Source organism: Stenotrophomonas sp. TWI819 (assembly GCF_039673075.1).
Lineage (GTDB): Bacteria > Pseudomonadota > Gammaproteobacteria > Xanthomonadales > Xanthomonadaceae > Stenotrophomonas > Stenotrophomonas rhizophila_B.
In genome coordinates this window covers 111,115-131,794 of the sequence record NZ_JBDJKY010000002.1, presented here as the reverse complement: position 1 = coordinate 131,794, position 20,680 = coordinate 111,115, and the positions used below count along the sequence as shown (strand labels likewise).

Sequence of the window (20,680 nt, the reverse complement as noted above, 5' to 3'; positions counted from 1 at the left end):
GCCGTCCCGGATCAGTTCAGGCCGTCGAGCATCGCATCTGCATTGCCCGGCACCTTGATCTTGCTGGCGCGGGCGAACGTCATCGCCGACTTGGAGGTGTCGTACAGGCCCTTGAGGTAGCCCGGGGATTCCTTGGCGACCCACGCACCGGCGACCAGCTTGCGGCCCAGCGTGGCCATCTGCGCCGCGCCGAGGTTCTTCATGCCACCGGCGAAGTTGCTGGCTTCGCCACTCAGCTTCTGGCCTTCAGCCGCCGAGGCGATCAGCGAGACCAGGCCTTCGGTGTAGTACTGCTTGGATTCGGCGCTGAGTTCCGGCTGCGCGGCAACGCGCTCATCGATCGCCGCTTGGGCGGCTTCGCTGACCGACACGGACTTCTTCATTTTGCTCACGTCCACCGCACCGGACGACAGCGCCTGACGCTCGGCTTCCAGCAGCTGCACCTGCTCGGCCAGACCGAAGGCCTTGGCGAAGGAGGTCTGCGCGGCCAGCGAATGCGACTGCGACGCGACAAAACGGCGCACCAGTGCATCCTGCGCGGCTTCGTCCGGGGCGCCGGCGGCGCTGGCTTCGGTGGCGGTCGCGCCGCCGACCAGACCCTTGAGCTTGCTCAACTGAGCATGCGCGGGCGCGGCGAAGGAGGCAGCGATGGCGAGTGCGATGACGGTAGTACGGATCATGGGATGGGTCCTGTGTGAGGGAAGAACGCCCGTGCAGGCACGGGCGAAAAAAACGATCTGGAGGCAATGGGGCGGGCGGCGCACCGATGTTCGCCGCACGGCGTCAACGAACGGCTTTGACGTTCAGCTCGTTGATCATCTGCTGGGCGGCCTGTTCGGCAGCCTCGCGCAACGCATTGGTACGGGCGACGGTTTCGTTCGGGCCCAGGCCGGCGTACTGCACCGGGCCGACCGAAGAAACGGTGCGCGGGAAGCGGCCGGTCACGTCCAGCACTTTGCCGGTCACCGTGACGTACACGCGGGTATTGCCCGAGGCCGGATCGCGGTCACGCATGCCGATATCCAGGGTGCCGACCGCGATGTACGGAATGTTCGCGGCGCGGATGCCGTTGGCGGTATCACGCAGGGTGGCGGCAGACAGGTCGTTGCCGGTGCTGAAATCCTTGCGGATGCGATCGATGCTGAGCAGGCCGCCGCTTTCGCCTTCGACGTACTCCGCTTCAACCACTTCGTAGCCGGCGCTGCTGAAGGCACCGGTCATCGCGGTGTTGACCTCGGCGGCGTTGGCCACCTTCCAGCTGATGGTGTCGCTGCGCGCAGTGGTGCTGCCGCCGCTGGTCACCGACACCGAGGCGTTCTGGTTGACGCTGCCGTTGGTGCTGACCGAGTTGCCACGGAAGGAGTCGCCTTCGCGGGTGTTTTCGTCATAGCTGCGGCTGGCGTCAACGCGGCGGTATTCCTTGTCCTGGAACGACTGCACGGTGTCCTGCGAGCGCGCCATGAACAGGAAGGTCAGCAGCGAGCGTTCGTTGCTGCGTGCGCCGGCCACGGCCGAGCCAGCATCCAGCTTGGTCTGCAGCAGCGTGGTGTTGATCTCGGCGCGAACGCTGATCGTGTAGGTCTTGGCCTTCTTGTCCTCGTTCTCCGACAGGGTCACGGTGGAGAGCACGAAGCGGTCGATCTCGCCGATGAACTCCGGACGGCGCGACTCGAACAGGCGCAGCTTGGCCGCGCCCGATTCGGCGATATAGGCTTCCAGTGCGTTGACCTTGGCTTTGTTCAGGGCCTGGGCACGGGTATCGGCGCTCAGGCGCAGACCATAGCTGGCCGAGCCCATGCCGCGGGAACTGGCGGTCTGCGCCGCGACCGGCGCGGTGACCATCAATGCAATGAGAATCAGCAGTACAGCACGAATCAACGACATGACTTGATCAACTCCTGGAGGGCCTGGATCTGTTGTTGCAGGGGGCGTCCGCCCGGCTTCTGCTCATCCAGCCAGGCGCGCGAATCCGCCCGTTTGGCAGCAGCGCCAGCGAACGCATCAAAGCCGGCCAACACGGTTTCGTAGTTGGCCGACCACTGGTCCACCCGCCACTGCGTGACCGGCACCACCTTGGTGGCACCCTTGCGCAGGGGCTGGTCGAAATACACCTTGCCGGAGAAGGGCTCGGTCACCTTTACCTGGAAGAACGCGCCGAACAGCATCGTCTTCATGGCCGCGGTTTCATTGACGACGCCGCTCTTCATTGCGTCGAGCGTCAGCGTGACCACGTAATCGGGTTCGGGAATCTTGAGCTGATACACCTTGCCGTCGGCAAAGCGCGCGGCCATCGCACCGCCGATCGCTTCCCCGGTGGCCGGTGGCAACAGGCCGATGCCGGTGTTGGACGACAGCGTCTTGGACAGCTCATGGGCCAGCGTGGCGCGCAGCGTGCCTTCCATCGCAGGGTCGGGCAGCTTGACCCGGGCCGCATCGGACAACGTCACCCCACCCACCTGCAGCCGCCGCATCGAGGCGTTGGGAAGCTGCGCGTTGGCCAGGGTCTGTGCGAGTACCTGCGGCAGTGCGGTGGCGGCAGTGCCATAGAGCAGATCGGCGATGATCGCGTCGATATCCCCTTCGGACGGGCGGTCGTCCTGCAGGTCGATACGCTGCAGCGTCATCGGGTAGGAGGCGATGACCTGGCGCTCGCGGAAATCGAAGAACAGCGCCTGCAGTGCCACCTCCACCAGCACCTTGTACTGGTCGCCGATCGGCTCGACCGAGACCAGTTCACGGTCCAGCGCCGCGGCGAGCACGGTGGCGCTGGTGGTGCCATCCAGCTTGGCAAGCTGGTCGCTGATCAGCTGCAGGTGGGCGGGCGGCTGGCGGCGCAGGGCACTGGCGAGCTGGTGGTTCAATGCCTCCGCACCGCGCCGGTCGATGACCCGGCTGCTATGCGGCGCAACCTCGCTGCGGGCAGCCTGCTCGCCGGTATAGGCGAAGCCAGCCCAGTACGCCTGCTGTACCTTGTCGGCCGCATGCGCGAACGGGGTGATGAGGAACACGCACAGCAGCATCCACGCGCGCATCGCGCGTAGCGGTTTCTTCCCTGACGGCATCAGCCTTTGTCCCTGTGGTTGCTGACCGGGGGTCAGCCCCAGTCATGCTTGTGAAGGGCGCAACGATAGCCGCAACCATGCAGACCGACAAGATGAGATTGCGTCAGCCTTGTGCCAGAGCCTCCGCGCGCGCCTGCAACAGCGCGCGTTCGCGGCCGTTGGCGGTCAGCGCTGCTGCCCGCTCGAACGCCGCCCGTGCGTCGGCCGCACGGCCCAGCTGCGCCAGCAGGTCGCCCTGCACTACGGCCAGCGGCGCATAGTCGCGAAGGCGCGCATCAGCGCTGAGCTGCTCGACCAGCGGCCAGGCCGCCGCCGCTCCCTGCGCACGCGACACGGCAACGGCCCGATTGAGGTCCACCACCGGCGAAGGCTGCACCTGCGCAAGCCGCGCGTAAAGCGCCGCCATCCTTGCCCAATCGGTGTCTTCGGCGCGGCGCGCCCGCGCGTGGCACTCGGCGATGGCGGCCTGCAGCACATAGGGATCCTCGCTGCCGCCCAGCGCCACCGCCTGCTGCAGGGCCGCCTGGCCACGGGCGATCTGCAGCCAGTCCCAGCGCGTGCGGTCCTGCTCGGGCAGCAGGATCGGGTGACCCGTCGCATCGGTGCGGGCAGCGGTGCGCGATGCCTGCAGCTCCATCAACGCGAGCAGACCCTGCACCTGCGGCCAGGCCGGCAGGCGGCTGGCCAGCACGCGGCCCAGCCGAAGCGCTTCGTCGCACAACGCCGGGCGCATCCAGTCATCGCCGGCACTGGCAGCATAGCCTTCGTTGAAGATCAGGTAGACCACCTCCAGCACCGAGGCCAACCGCTCCGGCAGCGCCGCCTGGCGTGGCACGTCGAACGGCACCTGCTTCTGCGCCAGCATGCGTTTGGCGCGCACGATGCGCTGGGCGATGGTCGGCTCCGGGGCCAGGAAGGCGCGCGCGATCTCTTCGGTGGTCAGCCCGCCGAGCAGCCGCAGCGTCAATGCCACGCGCGCATCGGCGGCCAGCACTGGATGGCAGGCCACGAACATCAACCGCAGCAGGTCATCGCCGATATCGTCTTCCAGCGCACCGCTGTCGTCGGGCGCCGGCAACGGCAGCGGCTCCAGCGCACTGCCGTACTGCGCATGCTGGCCGGCGACCCGCTGGTGCTGGCGCAGCACATCGATGGCGCGGTTGCGCGCGGTGGTCATCAGCCACGCTCCGGGATTGTCCGGCACGCCCTGGCTGGGCCAGCGCTCCAGCGCGGCCAGCCAGGTGTCCTGGACCAGCTCTTCGGCACGGCCGACATCGCCGCCAAGCAGGCGGGTCAGGCGGGCGGTCAGCACTGGCGACTCCATGCGCCAGATCGTCTCCAGTCGTTGCGTCAGTGCCGTGTCCATGCGGCTGATCAGACCACCGGTGCGAGGCGGGTACAAGCTGCGCGGCGGGGTGCCATCGCGCCCGTCCGGGCTCAGGGCTGCTTCATGCAGTTGACCATCCACGGCTTGCCGTAGCGGTCGATCAGAAAGCCCCAGCGATGGGCCCAGAAGGTTTCGGTGATCGGCATCTTGATCTCACCTCCGTCGGCCAGCGCGTTGAACACGCGCTCGGCGTCCTCGATCGAGTCGACCTCGATGTTGATCGTGGTGCCGCCCTGCCCCTCGGAAGATGGCCCATCGGCCGCCATCAGGATCGCCGACCCCACCTCCAGCTGGCTGTGCGCGACGTGGTCCAGCGTTTCCGGCGGCATCTCGCCACAGCCCTCCTGGCTTTCCATCGGTGGCATATCGCGGTACTTCATTTCCGAGGTGACCTTGCCGCCCAGCACCTGCGCATAAAAGGCCATCGCCTCATGGGTCTTGCCGTTGAAGCCAAGGAACGGAATCAGTTTCATGGGAATGCTCCAGGGATGTGGGATGGGTCAATCGTCGGTGCCGATCTGGTCGCGCAGACGCTTTTCCTGCGCTTGTAGCTCGGGGGTGAAGGCCGCGCCGAAATCCTCGGCACTGAGAATCGGGCGGAGCTCGACCACATCGCCCGGCGCGAACGGGGCGCGTTTGAGCCATTCAGTGGCCTCGTCCAGCGAGCGCACCTGCCAGAGCCAGAACCCGCAGACCAGCTCGCCGGTGTCAGCGAACGGGCCGTCGATGACCCGCGGCGATTCGCTGCCGAACGCCACCCGGCGGGCACGCGAGGTCGGGTGCAGGCCCTCGCCGGCCAGCATGATCCCGGCCTGGACCAGCTGCTCGTTGTAGGCGCCCATGGCGCGGATCTCCTGCTCGGTGGGCAGTTGACCGGCCTCGGTAGCCGCAGTTGCCTTGACCAGTACCATGACTTTCACGGGGTTCTCCGGTGTGCCAGCCCGTAACCCGGGCCGTTCACTGGATACAACGTGCCAGGAGGGCGCAAATCGACACGCCGCAGGAATTTATTTTTCCGCCCCTGGACGGGGCGCCGCTGCGGCGCTGCAACACGTCACGGGCGTGGGCTGAGGCATCATGCGGTATCCCCCGCTCCTCCTGGTCCGGCCATGCAATTCCTGTTGCTGATCTATATCGACGAGGGTCTGCTGCAGGCCCTGCCAAGCGACGAATACGACCACCTGATGCACGACTGCCTGCAGCACGCCGACCGGCTGCAGGCCGAGGGCACCCTCGTGCTGGCGCAGAAGCTGGAACCGGTGGACAGCGCGCGCACGGTGCGCGTGCGCCAGGGCCAGACCCGGATCACCGATGGCCCGTTCGCCGAGACCCACGAGCTGCTGGCCGGCTTCAATCTCATCAACGCGCCGGACCACGCCGAGGCGATGCGCATCGCCCAGCAGTTCCCGTGGTCGCGTTTCGGCAGCATCGAGGTGCGGCCGCTGGCCGACATGGACGCCGAGCGCGTGCGCGTCGGCGCCTGATCCCGCTCAGGGCAGCAGCGTGACCTTCAGATCACGCGGCCCGATCGCCTCATTGCCGCTGTAGTCACGCGCACTGCCACGCAGGATGTAGTCGCCGGCGGGCAATGCATCGGGCTGCCAGCGCCCGGTCTCGACCAGCCCATCGCGCACGGTGTTGGTGACCAGATAGCGGAACCGCGTGACCGCACTGCCATGCACGGTGATGCCGCTGTCCGGCGCGTAGGCCACCCGGGTGGCGCTGTCCTCGCGCGGCATCCGGTTGAACACGATGTTGAAGCGCGGCTGCTCGTAGCCGGCCAACGGCTGGCCTTGGGCATCCAGCACCTGATAGCCGACCTGGTACAGCCCCAGCCGGCGCCGTGGCAGATTGCGGTCCACCTGGTCCCACGCCTCCACCACGATCTGCACGCCAGGACCCTGGCGGGGGATCGCAACGCGGCCATCGGCACCGGTCTTGATCGGCTGATCCAGATCGTCCAGCACTGCCACGTCGGTGATGCGCGGCGCGAAGGTGTCGGCATAGCCGGTGAAGCCCAGCGCCACCGCATTGCGTTCGAAGCCGCTGGCGCCCACGCTCAGGTGCACATGCGCCATCCGGTTGATGCTGCCCAGCGCCTCACCGGCAGCGAAACGGGTGCCGCGACGCACGCGGACGCGCTCGAGCTTGCCGTCCTCACCGAACAGCTGCTGCCAGCGCGCATCGAACGGCTGGTCGCGCGGATCGCGGCCGACCTTCATGTGGATGTACTTGAGCCGGCCCAGTGACAGCCCCTCGGCCTGGCCACCGACCGACCACGCCGCGAACGGCGTATCCACCTTGCCATCGGCAATCGCCAGCACCGGCTGGCCGACATCACCGCGGATATCGAAGCCGCCATGCAGGTGGTGGCGGCTCTCGCCCTTGAAGTCGCCACGCACTTCACCCAGCGTGCCGGCCACCTCATGCCAGCCATCCTGCGGAGCCAACGGCCAGCGGCCAGCGGTGTTGGGCAACGGTGCGTCCGGCGCCGGGCCGATCAGCGCAGGCGGTGCGGTCGCTCCTGCCGCCAGCGCATGCAGCCGGTGCACACGGTAGGACGCGGCATCGGCCAGGTACAACCCACCGTCGGCATCCAGCGCGAGCGCGGTCGGCCGGGCGAAGCGCGGCTGCGGCGGTACGCCGGCCAAGGCCAGCTGATGACCCTGCGCCGAGATCTGCACCACCTTGCCGTTGATGTCGCTGGCGTAGATCACCCCGTCGTGGGTCACCGCCAACGACAGCGGACCACTGAGCAGGCCGCCATCGGCCACGCGGGTGCTCAGCGTGCCGTCCGGCGCGAGCTGGCGGATCGCGTTGTTGAACAGGTCGGCGATCAGCAGATTGCCCTGCGGATCCAATGCCAGCGCCACCGGCGTATCCAGGCGGGTGGCCGCGCCGATGCCCTCCACCAGCCCCGGGCGCTCACCACCGGCGACGGTATGCACCCGTCCATCGGGTTCGATGACGCGGATGCGGTCGTTGTAGGTATCGGCCACATACACGCGGCCGCCGGCGTCCACCGCCACGCCCATCGGCCCATCGAAACGCGCCTGCGCGGCCGGCCCATCGACGAAGCCCCGCTGGCCATCACCGGCCAGCGTGCTCACGGTGCCGTCCACCGCGATGCGGCGGATCACGTGATTACCGGTATCGGCGACGAAGACGTTGCCGGCCGCATCCAGCGCGATCGCGGAGGGCGTGTTGAACTGCGCCTGCAGGGCAGCGCCATCGCGCCAGCCTTCGCCCTGCCCGGCCAGGGTGTCCACGCGGCCATCGGGATGCAGGCGGCGGATGCGGTTGTTGTCGCCGGCATCGGCGATGTACACCACGCCGTGCGCGTCCACGGCCAGGCCGTACGGATCGGCGAAGCGCGCCTGGAGGGCGGGGCCGTCCGCAGTGCCGCTGACGCCGTCGCCGGCCAGCACGCTGATCTGCGGCGTCCAGCCCAGAGCCGTCGCCACCGGTCCCGGTGGCGGTGCCGGCGGCGCCGGTTCGCGCAGGAAGGTCCAGGCCAACGCTGCCGCCATCAGGGCGGCGATCAGCACCACCATCGTCCATCGTCCGCGCGTCATCGCTGTCCTTGCCTGCTGCTGTTCGGGACACGACCTTAGCCGCTCGCAGCGTGCCTGCAAACCCTGCACGGCGACAGCGATGTGTGTGGATGCCACGTTCCGGTTTCAATCGGGGCTGTCGCCAAGGAAGGACGTACCGCCCTGAAGCACCGCCCCTACTTCGCCGGCGTCTCCACCTTGAACCCCATCGCTTCGCGGTAGCGCACGTACAACGCGCTGACCTTTTCCACATAGGCCAGCGTCTCGGCATACGGGGGCACGCCCTTGTAGCGCGTTACCGCACCGATGCCGGCGTTGTAGGCGGCGGCGGCCAGCACACGGTCGCCCTTGTAGCGACGCAGCAGCGCCTTCATATAACGCGCGCCGCCACTGATCGACTGCTCGGCCGAGAGCGGATCGGCCACGCCGTATTCGGTGGCGGTATCGGGCATCAGCTGCATCACGCCCTGGGCGCCCTTGGGCGAGATCGCACCGGCATCGAAATTGCTCTCGGCATGGGCGATCGCGCGCAGCCAGGCATCATCCACCCCGGTGGCTTTGGCTGCCGCCTTGAACTGCTTGGCGTGCCGGTTCAACTGCGGCGCGCCGACCTTGCCGAGGCCTTCGTGCGCCGGCTCGCCGGGTGGCGTGGCGACGGTGAACTTCAGGAACACCCGCGAGCCCGGCAGGTTGCGGGTGGAGTAGACCAGTGCACCGTCCTGCTCACGTTCGTACAGGGTGCCGCTGAAGATGCCCATGTTGCCCCACAGGTTGGGGGTCTGCACCGCGTTGTCGTCGATCTGCTGCGGGGTGCACTTGGAGCCCGGCTCGGGGGCGGTGGCCAGGCTGACCGTGTTGCTCTGCACGCAGCGATAGACCGTGCGCGCCGATGCCAGGCCAGGCAGCAGCAACGACACCAGGGCCAACGCGGCAGGCAGGGTCGGATTCATCAGGCTCGGAGCGGGGCACGGAAGGGTGCGGCGCGATCATCCGGCCGGGGGCGCGAACCGAAGGTGAATACCGGGCTGATCACCCGCGCGACCAGAGTGTCCGGCGGCAGGGAAGGGTGACGGAAACGGCCGGTTTCGTCCGCGCTCCGTCGTCGGCCAAGCCACCTCGCCGGGCGACATCCCACGGCCCTGGTTTCAATCCCCGCGCACTGATGGTCATATAGCGGCTCGGGGCCGCGACTGCCCTGGCCCGCCGGGCTGCCATGGAACCCCCTTTCGACGAGGCATCGAGATCTGCTTGAACCGCGCCCGGATCATCGCCGTCACCATCCTGCTGGCCCTGCTCGGTGCCCTGGTGCCGATCGCCACCGTGCTGTACTTCACCTGGAGCCGGGTCAGCGAGTCCGAGCAGGTGCGCCTGCAGACCACTGCCGAGCGCACGCTGCAGCGGGCGCACCGGTCATACGAAGGTGCGCTGGACACTCTGCGCGAGCTTGAGCAGAGCCCGCTGCAGGCCTGCTCACCCGAGCACCTGCGGCTGATGCGCCGCCTGGTGATGAGCACCCATTCGGCCGAGCAGGTGAGCTACTTCGAGAACGGCCGGCTGATCTGCACCTCCTGGGGACCGATGGACGCCGAGATCGTGCAGCCCACGCCGACGTACGTGACCGCCGAAGGTGCCGGCATCACACTGGGCGTGCAGCCGCTGGCCGGCAGCAACCAGCAGCCGCTGATGGCCCTGAGCTACGGGCGCTACGACATCCTGATCGACCCGGCGCGGCTGGTCGACGTGATCGCCGACCCCAATGTGCGGTTGGCCGTCGCCAGCCCCGACGGGCGCCTGATCGCGCAGCAGGACATCCAGGACCAGGCGCTGCTGCAGCGGCTGCTGCGCGACCCGGCCAGCGGTATCGAAGGGCAGACGCTGTATGCCACCGCGCAGGACCAGGAATGGCTGGCCGTCGCGACGGCGCCGCGCACCGACCTGGTGGCGGCCTTCCGCCACCAGATCTGGCAGTTCATTCCGCTGGGTGTGCTCGGTGCGCTGGCGGTGATCGGCGGCGTGATCTGGCTGTCGCGGCGGCGGCTCTCGCTGCGCGGTGAGCTGGCCACCGCCGTGCGCAGGCGCGAGTTCTTCATGCACTACCAGCCGATCATCGAGCTGGATACCGGCATCTGCGTGGGCGCTGAATCGCTGGTGCGCTGGCGCCGTCCCGACGGCAGCCTGGTGCGGCCGGACCTGTTCATTCCTCTGGCCGAAGAGGCAGGATTGATCGAGGCATTGACCGACCAGGTGATCGATCACGTGATCGCCGACATGCGCGAGCTGTTGACACAGGACCGCACCGCACACATCGCGATCAATCTGGCCGCCGAGGATGTCAGCAGCGGACGGGCGCTGAAGGTACTGAGCGCCAAACTGCAGGGCACCGGCATCCATCCCCAGCAGATCTGGCTGGAGGCGACCGAGCGCGGTTTCATTGACATCCGCCGCGCGCGTACCAGCCTGGCCAACGCGCGCCGCATCGGTCATTGCGTGGCAATCGATGATTTCGGTGTCGGCTATTCCAGCCTGCAGTACCTGCAGCAACTGCCACTGGATGCGCTGAAGATCGACAAGTCGTTCATCGATGCGATCGGGACCGACAGCGCCACCAGCCCGGTCACCTCGCACATCATCGACATGGCCAAGACGCTGGGGCTGTTCACCGTGGCCGAAGGCGTGGAAACGCCCGCGCAGCTCGCCTACCTGCAGGCGCGCCAGGTCGAGTTCGGGCAGGGCTGGCTGTTCTCCAAGGCACTGCCGCCGGCCGAGTTCATGGCGTTCCACCAGCAGCGCAAGCAGCAGTACGGACAGGCGCCGGAAGACATGCAGAAGCCCGGCAACGACGAACCCGGCTGAGCCGACTGTCTATTCGGCCTCCAGCCCCGCCAGCGTCATCACCCACGCCGGTACCTGCGGCTCGCCAGCGTAGAACGCCTTCGGCTTGCCCTCGGCCATGGCCCAGCGCTGGATCCAGCTGATGCCCCCGGCGCCGTTGTAGCCATCGGCATGCTGGTAGGCCGGATCCTGCAGTGCGTCCTCCAGCGAGATGAAGCGATAGCCGCGCCGGCGCGTGGCTGCGACCAGCTCTTCCACGCAGTCCGCGCTGAGCGCATTGGCGTGGATCAACCACACCTGTGCAGGCAGCCGGCCCAGCAGCTGCTGTCCCTGCTGCTCGTAGTAGTCCAGCTTGTTGAGCATGTACGGCACGTAGCCACGGCGCAGCTGGCGCAGGCGGGCCTCACGCGCGACCGGATCGGTCTCGGTATCACGCACCCGGTCGTAGGCGAACGCCCAGATCCACTCGCTGTTGTCGACCGTTACCGGAGCGATCCGGTAGCCATGCTGCTGCAGGAATACGCCCAGCGCAGCACGTTCTTCCGGGGACTGCCCGGCACGCAGATACGGGTGCCGGAACCAGCGCGGTGCCTGCCCGGTCTCGGCCAGCAACGGGCGCAGCGTCACCTCACCGCGCAGGATGTCCTGCTCATACGCGGCCAGCCCGATCGCATGCAGATCGACATGGCCGAACGTGTGGTTGCCCAGCTCGAACCCGGCATCGCGCCAGTCGCGCAGCATCTGCACGCGCGCAGGTTGCACCCGTCCATCCACCTCGAGTTTGACCTCGTTGACGAACCCCACCACCGGCACGTCGGCCTGCTTCAGGGCCGCGATCAACTGCGCATGGCGTGCGGCAAGCGCGGGCTCTGCGCGTTCGTCCAGACGCTGCCAGGGCAGATCGTCGATGGTCAGCGCGATGCGCCGCTCCGGCTCCGCCGCGTGTGCGATACCGGCCAGGCACAGCAGTGCCAGCACACCCCATCGAAAGAATCCCTTGCGCACCCGCTGCTCCCATCGCGATACCCGGCCCCAGCATAGCGCCGGGTATCGCAGCCCACCTTGTCGGGTGCGGCGGCTGGGCTCAGTGCGTGATCGGCGCCCAGGCGCGCGGCTGGCGCAGCACCACCACCAACGTGGCCAGCAGCAGCACCAGCAGGACCACGGGCAGCCAGCGTTCACCGACGGTTTCCAGCATCACGCCGCCGACGATGCCCGCCAGTGCGATGGCCAGATTCCAGCCGGTCACCACGAAGGACTGCGCGATGTCCCCGGCCTCGTCCGCCCGGCGCGCCACGGCGGTCTGGAACAGCGTGGGAACGCCACCGAAGGAGATTCCCCAGACCACCGTGCCGATCACCAGCACCCACGGCGAGCCCGGCCACAGCCCGAACGCCACCGCCGAGAGTGCGAAGGCCACCGTGCTGGCGATCACCAGCGCGCGCAGCCAGCGGTCCACCAGCAGGCCGGTGATCCAGATGCCGACCAGCGCGGCCACGCCGAACACCAGCAGCAGACGATCCAGCCACACCGCCGCGCCGGACAGCGCCGCAAACGGTTCGATGTAGGTGTAGAGCACGTTGTGCGCCAGCACGTACAGGAACATCGTCAGCAACGCGGTGCGCATGCCGCGCAGCCGCAGTACGTTGCCCAGCGGCTGCTGGGCCGCCGCGCCCGGGGCTGGCAAGGGCGGCAGCACCAGCCGCGCCCACACCAGCAGGCCAACACTGAGCAGCGACATCAACCCGAACGCCCAGCGCCAACCGATGGTCTGGCCCAGCAGCGTACCGGCCGGAATGCCCAACGACAGTGCCAGCGGCGTACCCACCATCGCCACGGCGATCGCGCGGCCCTGCAGCTGCGGCACCACCATGCGGCTGGCATACCCGGCCACCAGCGACCACAGCAGGCCAGCGCTGATGCCCGCGCAGAAGCGCGCGACCAGCATCAGCCCATAGTGGTGCGTCATCGCGGTGATGGTGTTGACCACCACGAAGCCGGCGATGGCAGTGAGCATCAACGGGCGGCGCGGCCAGCGCCGGGTCAGCGCGGTCATCGGCAATGCGGCGACCAGCGAGCCCAGCGCGTAGATCGTCACCAACTGCCCGACCAGCGCGCGGCTGACGCCGAGATCGGCGCTCATCGGGGACAGCAGGCCGGCCGGAAGCGCCTCGGTGAGGATGGTGATGAAGCCTGCGCAGGCCAGGGCGAGCAGCCCGCCGAAGGGCAACCGGCTGGCGGCGTTGGGCAGGGGGACGGCGTTGGAATCGACCGCGTGCCCGCTCATGGGCGCGCCTGGGTGGGGGCCACATCCAGCGGGCGCGTGGGGTCGCGGAGGTAAGGGAAGGAGGACATGGCGGCGCCGAGAAGTGAGGGAGCGCCACGGTAGGCCGTGAGCGTTCAGCGAAACAGCCGGTTGGCGCTCCGCACATTCCGGAGCCGCGAGGCCGCAATCGGCAAGGCGCGCTCCCTGCAAGGTCTTCGGCCCCCACCGCCCCCGCGCACCACACTGTTGCGGGCCGATGCCGCCGCCTCCTGCCCCGCCAGCGCTGCCGACCGCTACAGTTCCCCCCTTCCCCCCCGTGCAACCGCCCATGTCAGCCCTGGACAACCTTGGCAACCTGCAGACCTTCGTGCAGGTCGCCGACACCCGCAGCTTCGTCGAGACCGGCCGCGTGCTCGGCATCTCCGCCTCGGCAGCCGGCAAGACGGTGTCGCGTCTGGAGCAGGCACTCGGCGTGCGGTTGTTCCATCGCAGCACCCGCAGCGTCACCCTCACCGCCGAAGGCGAGCGCTTCCTGGTCCGATGCCGGCGCATCCTCGATGAGCGTGACGCCGCCCGCGACGAGCTGGTCCAGCAGACCGAGGCGCCCACGGGGGTGCTGCGGGTCAGCCTGCCGCTGGTCGGCGACATCTCGCTGCCGCTGCTCACCGAGTTCATGGCCGCGTATCCCGGCATCCGCCTGGAGCTGGATTTCGATGACCGCCTGGTGGATGTGATCGAGGAAGGCTTCGATGCCGTGCTGCGGGTCAGCGCGCCAACGGACTCACGCCTGAGCGCGCGGCAGCTCGGCGTGTTTCCGCGCTATCTGGTCGCGTCCCCGGACTACCTGGCCCGCCGCGGTACGCCTCGCGTGCCCGAGGACCTGCTGCAGCACGACTGCCTGCACTACCGCTTCCCCAGCAGCGGCAAGCTGGAACCCTGGCCGCTGCCGCAGACGCCGGGCGCCGCGCCGCTGGCACTGCCGGTCTCGATGGTCAGCAATACGATCGAAGCGCGGCTGGCCTTCGCGCTCGCCGGGCGCGGCATCGCCTATATCCCCGAGCACTCGGTGCGCGAGGCGCTGACCGACGGCCGCCTGCAGCGGGTGATGGCCGACCGCATCCATGCCTGCGGCACCTTCTACCTGCTGTGGCCCTCCGGCCGCCATGTGCTGCCCAAGCTGCGGGTCTTCATCGATTTCATCAGCGCCCGGCTGACCGGGGTCAGCTGCTGAGCAGGCGGCGTTCATCGCCCTGCCGCCGGGCGGTTTTATACTGGCCGCGCGGCAGCCAGCCGCCTTTGTTGCCGAGGTAGGCCTACATGCGCCATTGATGCCGCCGTCGTCTGACGGCCCGTCTCCACCCACCTGTTCCGCAGGAGGGGAGTCTTTGGCATCCAATGGAGGTCGCATGACCGCATTCGCTCTCACGCTCGATCGCGTGACGCATACCCTGCCCGACGGCCGGGTCCTGTTTTCCGAACTGTCCGCCGCGTTCGACGGCACCCCGACCGGCCTGGTCGGGCGCAACGGCGTGGGCAAAAGCCTGCTCGCGCACCTGCTCAGTGGCGATCTCACGCCCACCGCCGGCCGCATCGTGCGCAGCGGGCCGGTGCACCTGCTCACGCAGCACAGCGGCGTGCCCGCCGGCCGTATCGCCGATCTGGCCGGCGTCGGCGCGGTGCTCGACGCCCTGCACCGTATCGAAGCCGGCAGCGTGGATCCGGACGACTTCACCCGCGTGGGTGAGCGCTGGGACCTCCGCGAGCAGCTGCAGGCCCAATGGCAGCTGCTAGGGCTGCCCGCGCTGGATCCGCTACGGCCGGCGGCCACGCTCAGTGGTGGCCAGGCGATGCAGGTCGCGCTGGCCGGTGCGTTCCTGTGCGGTGCCGAGGGGCTGATCCTGGATGAACCCAGCAACCACCTCGACGCCGCCCATCGCGCACGCCTGATCGAGGCGCTGCAGTGCTGGCACGGCGGCCTGATCGTGATCAGCCACGACCGCACACTGCTGCGGCACATGACGCGCATCGTCGAACTGTCGCCGAGCGGGCTGCGCCAGTACGGCGGCAACTACGATCTCTACGCCGAACAGAAGCAGGACGAGCGGCGCAGTGCCGAGGCCCAGCTGGCGCTGCGCAAGCGCGAGCGTCGCCAGCAGCAGACCGAGCTGCGCGATCAGCGTGAGCGCATGGAGCATCGGCAGGCGCGTGCTACACGCCAGGCACGCACCGCCAACCAGGCACCGATCCTGCTCGGTGGCATGAAGAACCGCAGCGAGCACAGCGCCGGCCGCTGGCAAACACAGCAGAGCGAGCGACGTACCGAACTGGATGCGCGCGTGCGCGAGGCTGCCGGCGAGGTGGACCAGGACATCGAGATCGCCCTGCTCGCCCCGGTGATCCATCAGCCGGGGCCCCAGCGCGTGGCCGAGCTCATCGCCGCTGAACTGCCGTGGGTGCAGGCGCCCTGGAACACGCTGGATCTCACCGTACAGCGCGGCCAGCGGATCGGCGTGCAGGGCCGCAATGGCAGTGGCAAATCCACGCTCCTGAAGGTGTTGGCGGGCACATTGCCGCCGGTGTCGGGGCACGTCGAGATGGCGGCGAGCGTGGCCCTGCTCGATCAGTCGCTCACGATGCTGCCCGATGAGGCCTCGGCCCTGTCATTGCTGCAGCGCGCGCATCCGTTGGCCAGCGAAGGCACCCTGCGTACCCAGTTGGCCCTGCTCGGCCTGGATGCCGAGCGAAGCCTGCGGCCGTTGGCCACGCTCAGCGGTGGCGAACGCTTGAAGGCGGCACTGGCGTCCGTGCTGTACGCGCGGACGCCGCCGCAACTGCTGCTGCTCGACGAACCTGGCAATCACCTCGATCTGCCCTCGTTGACCGCGCTGGAGCAGATGCTCAGCCAATACAGCGGCACGTTGATGATCGTGTCGCACGATGACGCGCTGCTGGAGGCGGTCGGCTTGACTGACGTTCTGACCGCGACGAGCGTCGGGTGGCAACTGACGGGCCGGCTTGAATCCTCATGATCGAGAGGATTATTCTCGTGTCGACACGCGTTCAATAGAAATCCTTACGTTAAAAAGGATTTTGGCGTATTCTCGCACCACTACCGCAGAATCCACACGTTCGTAAGGATAATGCATGAAGGTCACGCTCAAGCACCATGAAGAACTCGGTCCCTTGGTCCGAGCCACGCGCAAGTGCCAGGGAATGCGTCAGGACGACACCGCCGAAGGCATCGGGGTCAGCGAGAACTTCCTTGCCAAGGTCGAGCGCGGCGGCGGCACTGTGCAGTGGCAGAAGCTGTTCCAGGTTCTAACGGAACTCGGCCTGCGCGTGGAGATCGATGTGCCCGACGCGGCCGTAGCACTGCTGCAGGAGCAGGACAGAATGCGCGGAGCGAAACGATGAATCCGTCATCCATCAACGCTGCCCAACCTGCGTTGGGTGACGTGTTCCTGGAAGGGCTGCACTATCCAGAGCGCTCGTTGCTGGCCACCCTGGATGGCCAGCCCGTCGGTACCTTGCACGAGCATCGAAACCTATGGCGGTTCGAGTACGCGCCCACCTGGCGTGATCATCCAGAAAGCTTCGACCTCTCGCCTTGGCTGCCGCGCAGCCACAGCCCCCTTCTGGACGGCAGTACTTCGCGCCCCGTGCAATGGTACTTCGACAATCTGCTCCCAGAAGATCAGCAGCGCACACGCATGGCGCAGGACGCTGGACTCCGCGGCAGCGATGACTTCGCCCTGCTGACCCACTACGGTGCTGAATCCGCGGGTTCGCTGACCCTGCTGCCCCCGCATGTAACACTGGCGCCAGGGAGCCGGGCGCGATTGCCGGATGCCGAACTCTCCCAGCGCATCCAGAACCTGCCGCGCCACTCACTGGCCGGCGGCGCGGAAAAGCGAATGTCGCTGGCCGGCGCACAACACAAATTGGCCGTCATCGAAGACCAAGGCTTGCTGTACCAGCCTGTCGGCACGGAAACGTCCACCCATGTTCTGAAGCCGGACAGTACCGACCCTGATTATCCGCACACGGTGATCAACGAGTATTTTGTCATGCGCCTGGCCCGCGCGATGGGGCTGATGGTGCCCGAGGTGCAGCGACGCTATGTGCCCGAGCCGGTCTTTCTGATCGAACGGTTTGACCGTGTAACGGACGGCGGCAGCACACGCCGCATGCATGCCATCGACGCCTGCCAACTGTTGAACCTCCAGCGCGGAGACAAATACAGTGCGGGAAGCCTTCAGACGTTGGATGCGGCGATCCACTACTGCCGCGAGAGACTTAACACGCGCAGGCGACTGTTTGACTGGTTGGTGTTCAATGTGCTGACTGGCAACGACGATGCCCATCTGAAGAACCTGAGCTTTCTCGTCGGCAGAGGTGGCACCGACCTTGCCCCACACTACGATCTGCTCAGCACCGTCGCGGGCCGCAGCCGCGCCTACAAAGAGGACAGTCCGAGCTGGCCGCAAGCATCTACGCTTGCTTGGGATCTGCTCGGCGTACAGCGTTTCGCCGATATCACGCCAGCCTTGCTGGTCGATGCCGGGATACAGCTGGGCCTGCCGTCGCGCTTGGCGCAGCGGCGCCTTGCCGAGATGACATCCAGTGTCGTTCCGTTGGCTGAGTCGGTAAAGGCGGCGATCGAAACAGAAAATTCGTACTGGGCTGATGTCGCCGGAGTGACCCTGTACGGCGAGATGCGCATGGTGCGAACGATCATCGAAGTGGTCATCAAGGAGATGGCAAGGCAACTGGCTACCTGAACCCCTGCATCCGTTTGCTCATGCGCGCGCCCACGCCGGGAACGCATCCGGCAGCAGCTGCCACAACAGTGGTCCGGCGCGCAGTTCCTCATCGTTGAGCAGGCAGGCATCCAGCTCGGCACGCACCGCGTGCTCGTCCATCGCCACGCCGATCACCGCCAGCTCCTGGCGGCGGTCGCCCCACCAGGGATGCCACAGCCTGCGCATCGCCTGGTACTCACCGGCATCGCCGACCTGGTCCACGGTGGGCAGCGGCGCGGTCCAGCACGACGCCTGCTGGCGTGCCCAGCCGATATCCGTGTAGGGCACGCGCGTGGGCGGCAGCTCGGGCACGGCGTTCTCCAGGCCCGCCTCCATGCGCTCGCGCGAGGCGTACCAGACGCCCGCGACCGAGGTCTGCGTGGCCGCACCGACGCTGGAGAGCTCGCCCACCGAGTCCATGCGGTTGGCCAGCCAAAAGAAGCCTTTGCTGCGGATCACGCTGCCCAACCCGGTTTCGAGCAAGCGCGCGAAGCGCTGCGGATGGAACGGCCGGCGCGAGCGGTAGACGAAACTGGTGATGCCGTACTCCTCGGTCTCCGGCGTGTGCTGCCCGCGCAGCGCCTGCATCCAGCCTGGTGCCAGCTGGGCTTTGACGAAGTCGTAACGGCCGGTATCGAGCACCTCGTGCAGCGGCACGTTGCCGTGTTCGGACAGCACCAGCCGCGCATCGCGGTTCATCGCGCGCAGCACGGCCAGCGTGGACTGCAGCGTGTCGTCATCGATCAGATCGCACTTGCTCACCACGATCACGTTGGCGAACTCGATCTGCTCGGCGAGGAGATTGACCACGCCACGGTCGTCGTCCTCACCGGCCTGCTGGCCGCGGTCGATCAGCCGATCGCTGGAGCCGAAGTCGTGCAGGAACTGCGCGCCATCCACCACCGTCACCAGCGTATCCAGCCGTGCGATGTCGCTGAGGCTGAAGCCGGCCTCATCGCGCACCGAGAAGGTCGCCGCGACCGGCATCGGCTCGGCGATCCCGGTCGATTCGATCAACAGATAGTCATAGCGCCCTTCCGCCGCGAGACGGCGCACCTCGTGCAGCAGGTCATCGCGCAGCGTGCAGCAGATGCAGCCGTTGCTGAACTCCACCAGCGTCTCGTCGGTGCGGCTCAGCGCCGCGCCGCCCTCGCGGACCAGCTGCGCATCGACGTTGATCTCGCTCATGTCATTGACGATCACCGCCACCCGGCGGCCCTCGCGGTTGCGCAGCAGCTGATTGAGCAGGGTGGTCTTGCCGGCACCGAGGAAGCCGGACAGCACCGTCACCGGAAGACGGGAATCATGAAGGGCAGCAGAGGCAGTCATGGCGGAGCAGGTCTGGAGGGGAAGTGAAATGTTACTATATAACATTCACAGACCAAGACCCCCACGCCCCATGAAGCGATCCTCTGCCCTGTTGGATGCCGGCGCCATCGCGCTGTCCGGCCTATGCCTGCTGCACTGCCTGGCCCTGCCGCTGCTCGCGGCGATGCTCCCCCTGATGGGGGTGTGGGCCGAAGCCGAGTGGGTGCATGCGCTGTTTGTGGCGATTGCCGCGCCGGTGACCGGCTTCGCGCTGTGGCGCGCGCACCGCCAGCACCGTCTGCCCGTGCTGGCGATGGCCGCCGCGTTGGTCGGGCTGCTGTTGCTGCTGGCCGGCGCCATGGGCTGGCCGAGCCACGAGGCCGAAACCCCGATGACCGTGGTCGGCAGCCTGCTGTTGGCCAGCACGCATGTGTGGAACGCCTGGCGGCGGCACCGGCACTGAGCGTGCGGCTCCGGCTCAGTGCTTGAACATCATCCCGACCAGGAACAGCACCATCGGCGCGGCACTGAGTACCGCGCCGATGATGCCCAGCCACGGCCAGCGTTCCTGACGCACGCGCGAGCCGACCGTGGCAATCAGACCCACGGCCGCTGAAGCGAGGACGCCGATGGAGACGCCTGTGGTGCTGGCCCCCGCGGTGACCCCGTGGTTGGCAGCGGTGGCGATGTGGGCGGCGGCGGCCCCGACGGGGAGGCCCAGGAAGCTGGCCAGGCCGAGCAGCGGAAATCGCTGAGCCGAAATCGGCGCCGTCGATGGTGAGCGCGGCGCTTGCGGAGAGTCTGACGGCACGGGGTGTCTCCTGAGGATCGCGTCACCGTACACCATCGCCCGCGGTGCACACAGACGGGATCTTTTCATGCCGTGTTGGACAATGCCCTCAACATCCGCCGACAGGAACCGCCATGCGCTTGTTGCCCAGCTTGTTCTCCAGCCTGCTCCTCCTGTCCCTGCTCCTGCTGACCGGTTGCGGCAAGGACAACAGCGTCGGCGTGTTCTCCTCCGATCCGATGCTCGGCTGCTATGCCACCCATGCGCGCAAGCCGGCGGAATTCCGCATCGAGCAGCGGCAGGGCCAGTACTACGTGTCCTTCAACCGCGATGAGCAATGGCAGCGCGATGCCACGCCGCTGCAGGCATCCAGCCGCGCCGAGATCGCCCAGTTCTTCCGCGACGATGCCGATCAGATCAACAAGGCCCTGGTGCGCCCCGGTGGCGGCTTCGGCATCTTCAAGTTCAACCCCGATGCCACACTCAAGGGCAAAGCAAAGGACAGCGACTACATGGCGCTGGTCCTGATCGGCGCCGGGCCGGTGTTCCCGGTGAAGTGCCCCTGATCGGCAAGGTGCGTCGTGCCCGCCTCCCGGGCCACTGGTGCTGGCTGCGGCCCACCGCACGCCCGCACCAGTAGCCCGGTCCGCAACACCCATCCCCCGATACCGCCTGCCGC

Annotated in this window: 20 protein-coding genes; 8 read left to right on the top strand and 12 right to left on the bottom strand. The window is 67.7% G+C overall.

Going from position 1 to position 20,680, the window contains the following annotated elements; translation table 11 throughout:
* Positions 1–11 precede the first annotated feature (11 nt).
* From ABE463_RS03225 to ABE463_RS03200, 6 genes are all read right to left on the bottom strand, one after another.
* Entirely contained in the window at positions 12–680 is a 669-nt protein-coding gene (locus ABE463_RS03225) for a hypothetical protein (RefSeq protein ID WP_259261699.1), read from the bottom strand.
* A gap of 103 nt (positions 681–783) precedes the next feature.
* Positions 784–1,884: a hypothetical protein gene (locus ABE463_RS03220; RefSeq protein ID WP_121042405.1), complete on the bottom strand. Its 1,101-nt coding sequence runs from the start codon at positions 1,882–1,884 to the stop codon at positions 784–786.
* Positions 1,875–3,032: a hypothetical protein gene (locus tag ABE463_RS03215; RefSeq protein WP_346467410.1), complete on the bottom strand. Its 1,158-nt coding sequence runs from the start codon at positions 3,030–3,032 to the stop codon at positions 1,875–1,877. Before ABE463_RS03215 ends, ABE463_RS03220 begins: the two co-directional genes overlap by 10 nt.
* 133 nt (positions 3,033–3,165) lie before the next feature.
* Positions 3,166–4,428, bottom strand: coding sequence for a sigma-70 family RNA polymerase sigma factor (locus ABE463_RS03210; RefSeq protein ID WP_346467240.1), 1,263 nt, complete (start codon positions 4,426–4,428; stop codon positions 3,166–3,168).
* A 71-nt stretch (positions 4,429–4,499) separates the two neighbouring features.
* Positions 4,500–4,922 carry a VOC family protein gene (locus ABE463_RS03205; RefSeq protein ID WP_259261695.1) on the bottom strand — a complete coding sequence of 141 codons (423 nt, stop codon included), beginning with the start codon at positions 4,920–4,922 and terminating at the stop codon, positions 4,500–4,502.
* A gap of 27 nt (positions 4,923–4,949) precedes the next feature.
* Entirely contained in the window at positions 4,950–5,369 is a 420-nt protein-coding gene (locus tag ABE463_RS03200; protein WP_346467239.1) for a YciI family protein, read from the bottom strand.
* Positions 5,370–5,558: 189 nt separating this feature from the next.
* Here ABE463_RS03200 and ABE463_RS03195 point away from each other — a divergent pair, with 189 nt between their 5' ends.
* Positions 5,559–5,933: a YciI family protein gene (locus tag ABE463_RS03195; protein ID WP_346467238.1), complete on the top strand. Its 375-nt coding sequence runs from the start codon at positions 5,559–5,561 to the stop codon at positions 5,931–5,933.
* Between the two features lie 6 nt (positions 5,934–5,939).
* Here ABE463_RS03195 and ABE463_RS03190 read toward each other — a convergent pair whose 3' ends face one another.
* Together ABE463_RS03190 and ABE463_RS03185 are read right to left on the bottom strand one after the other, a co-directional pair.
* Complete coding sequence (locus tag ABE463_RS03190; protein WP_346467409.1) at positions 5,940–7,979, bottom strand: gluconolaconase; 2,040 nt, start codon at positions 7,977–7,979, stop codon at positions 5,940–5,942.
* 200 nt (positions 7,980–8,179) lie between these two features.
* Complete coding sequence (locus ABE463_RS03185) at positions 8,180–8,953, bottom strand: lytic transglycosylase domain-containing protein (RefSeq protein ID WP_259261692.1); 774 nt, start codon at positions 8,951–8,953, stop codon at positions 8,180–8,182.
* Positions 8,954–9,251: 298 nt separating this feature from the next.
* On the opposite strand from ABE463_RS03185, the gene ABE463_RS03180 reads away from it, so the two are divergent.
* Positions 9,252–10,856 (top strand): EAL domain-containing protein, encoded by a 1,605-nt coding sequence (locus ABE463_RS03180; protein WP_346467237.1) that lies wholly within the window; start codon positions 9,252–9,254, stop codon positions 10,854–10,856.
* 9 nt (positions 10,857–10,865) lie between these two features.
* Here ABE463_RS03180 and ABE463_RS03175 read toward each other — a convergent pair whose 3' ends face one another.
* Complete coding sequence (locus tag ABE463_RS03175) at positions 10,866–11,840, bottom strand: polysaccharide deacetylase family protein (RefSeq protein ID WP_346467236.1); 975 nt, start codon at positions 11,838–11,840, stop codon at positions 10,866–10,868.
* Between the two features lie 79 nt (positions 11,841–11,919).
* Entirely contained in the window at positions 11,920–13,122 is a 1,203-nt protein-coding gene (locus ABE463_RS03170) for an MFS transporter (protein WP_346467235.1), read from the bottom strand.
* Between the two features lie 307 nt (positions 13,123–13,429).
* On the opposite strand from ABE463_RS03170, the gene ABE463_RS03165 reads away from it, so the two are divergent.
* From ABE463_RS03165 to ABE463_RS03150, 4 genes are all read left to right on the top strand, one after another.
* Positions 13,430–14,332, top strand: a complete 903-nt coding sequence (locus ABE463_RS03165) for a LysR family transcriptional regulator (RefSeq protein WP_346467234.1) — start codon at positions 13,430–13,432, stop codon at positions 14,330–14,332.
* Positions 14,333–14,507: 175 nt separating this feature from the next.
* Positions 14,508–16,130: an ABC-F family ATP-binding cassette domain-containing protein gene (locus ABE463_RS03160; RefSeq protein WP_346467233.1), complete on the top strand. Its 1,623-nt coding sequence runs from the start codon at positions 14,508–14,510 to the stop codon at positions 16,128–16,130.
* Positions 16,131–16,245: 115 nt separating this feature from the next.
* Positions 16,246–16,515, top strand: a complete 270-nt coding sequence (locus tag ABE463_RS03155) for a helix-turn-helix domain-containing protein (RefSeq protein ID WP_123731323.1) — start codon at positions 16,246–16,248, stop codon at positions 16,513–16,515.
* Positions 16,512–17,882 (top strand): HipA domain-containing protein, encoded by a 1,371-nt coding sequence (locus ABE463_RS03150; protein ID WP_346467232.1) that lies wholly within the window; start codon positions 16,512–16,514, stop codon positions 17,880–17,882. The genes ABE463_RS03155 and ABE463_RS03150 overlap by 4 nt, the downstream gene beginning before the upstream one ends.
* 18 nt (positions 17,883–17,900) lie before the next feature.
* Here the strand turns inward: ABE463_RS03150 and ABE463_RS03145 are convergent, their stop codons facing one another.
* Entirely contained in the window at positions 17,901–19,232 is a 1,332-nt protein-coding gene (locus ABE463_RS03145) for a GTP-binding protein (protein WP_346467231.1), read from the bottom strand.
* 70 nt (positions 19,233–19,302) lie between these two features.
* Here ABE463_RS03145 and ABE463_RS03140 point away from each other — a divergent pair, with 70 nt between their 5' ends.
* Positions 19,303–19,674, top strand: a complete 372-nt coding sequence (locus tag ABE463_RS03140; protein WP_121042376.1) for a MerC domain-containing protein — start codon at positions 19,303–19,305, stop codon at positions 19,672–19,674.
* 15 nt (positions 19,675–19,689) lie between these two features.
* Here the strand turns inward: ABE463_RS03140 and ABE463_RS03135 are convergent, their stop codons facing one another.
* Complete coding sequence (locus tag ABE463_RS03135; protein ID WP_346467230.1) at positions 19,690–20,022, bottom strand: hypothetical protein; 333 nt, start codon at positions 20,020–20,022, stop codon at positions 19,690–19,692.
* Positions 20,023–20,135: 113 nt separating this feature from the next.
* On the opposite strand from ABE463_RS03135, the gene ABE463_RS03130 reads away from it, so the two are divergent.
* A complete protein-coding gene (locus ABE463_RS03130; protein ID WP_346467229.1) occupies positions 20,136–20,567 on the top strand; it encodes a hypothetical protein in 432 nt (143 codons plus the stop codon).
* The last annotated feature ends 113 nt before the right edge of the window (positions 20,568–20,680 follow it).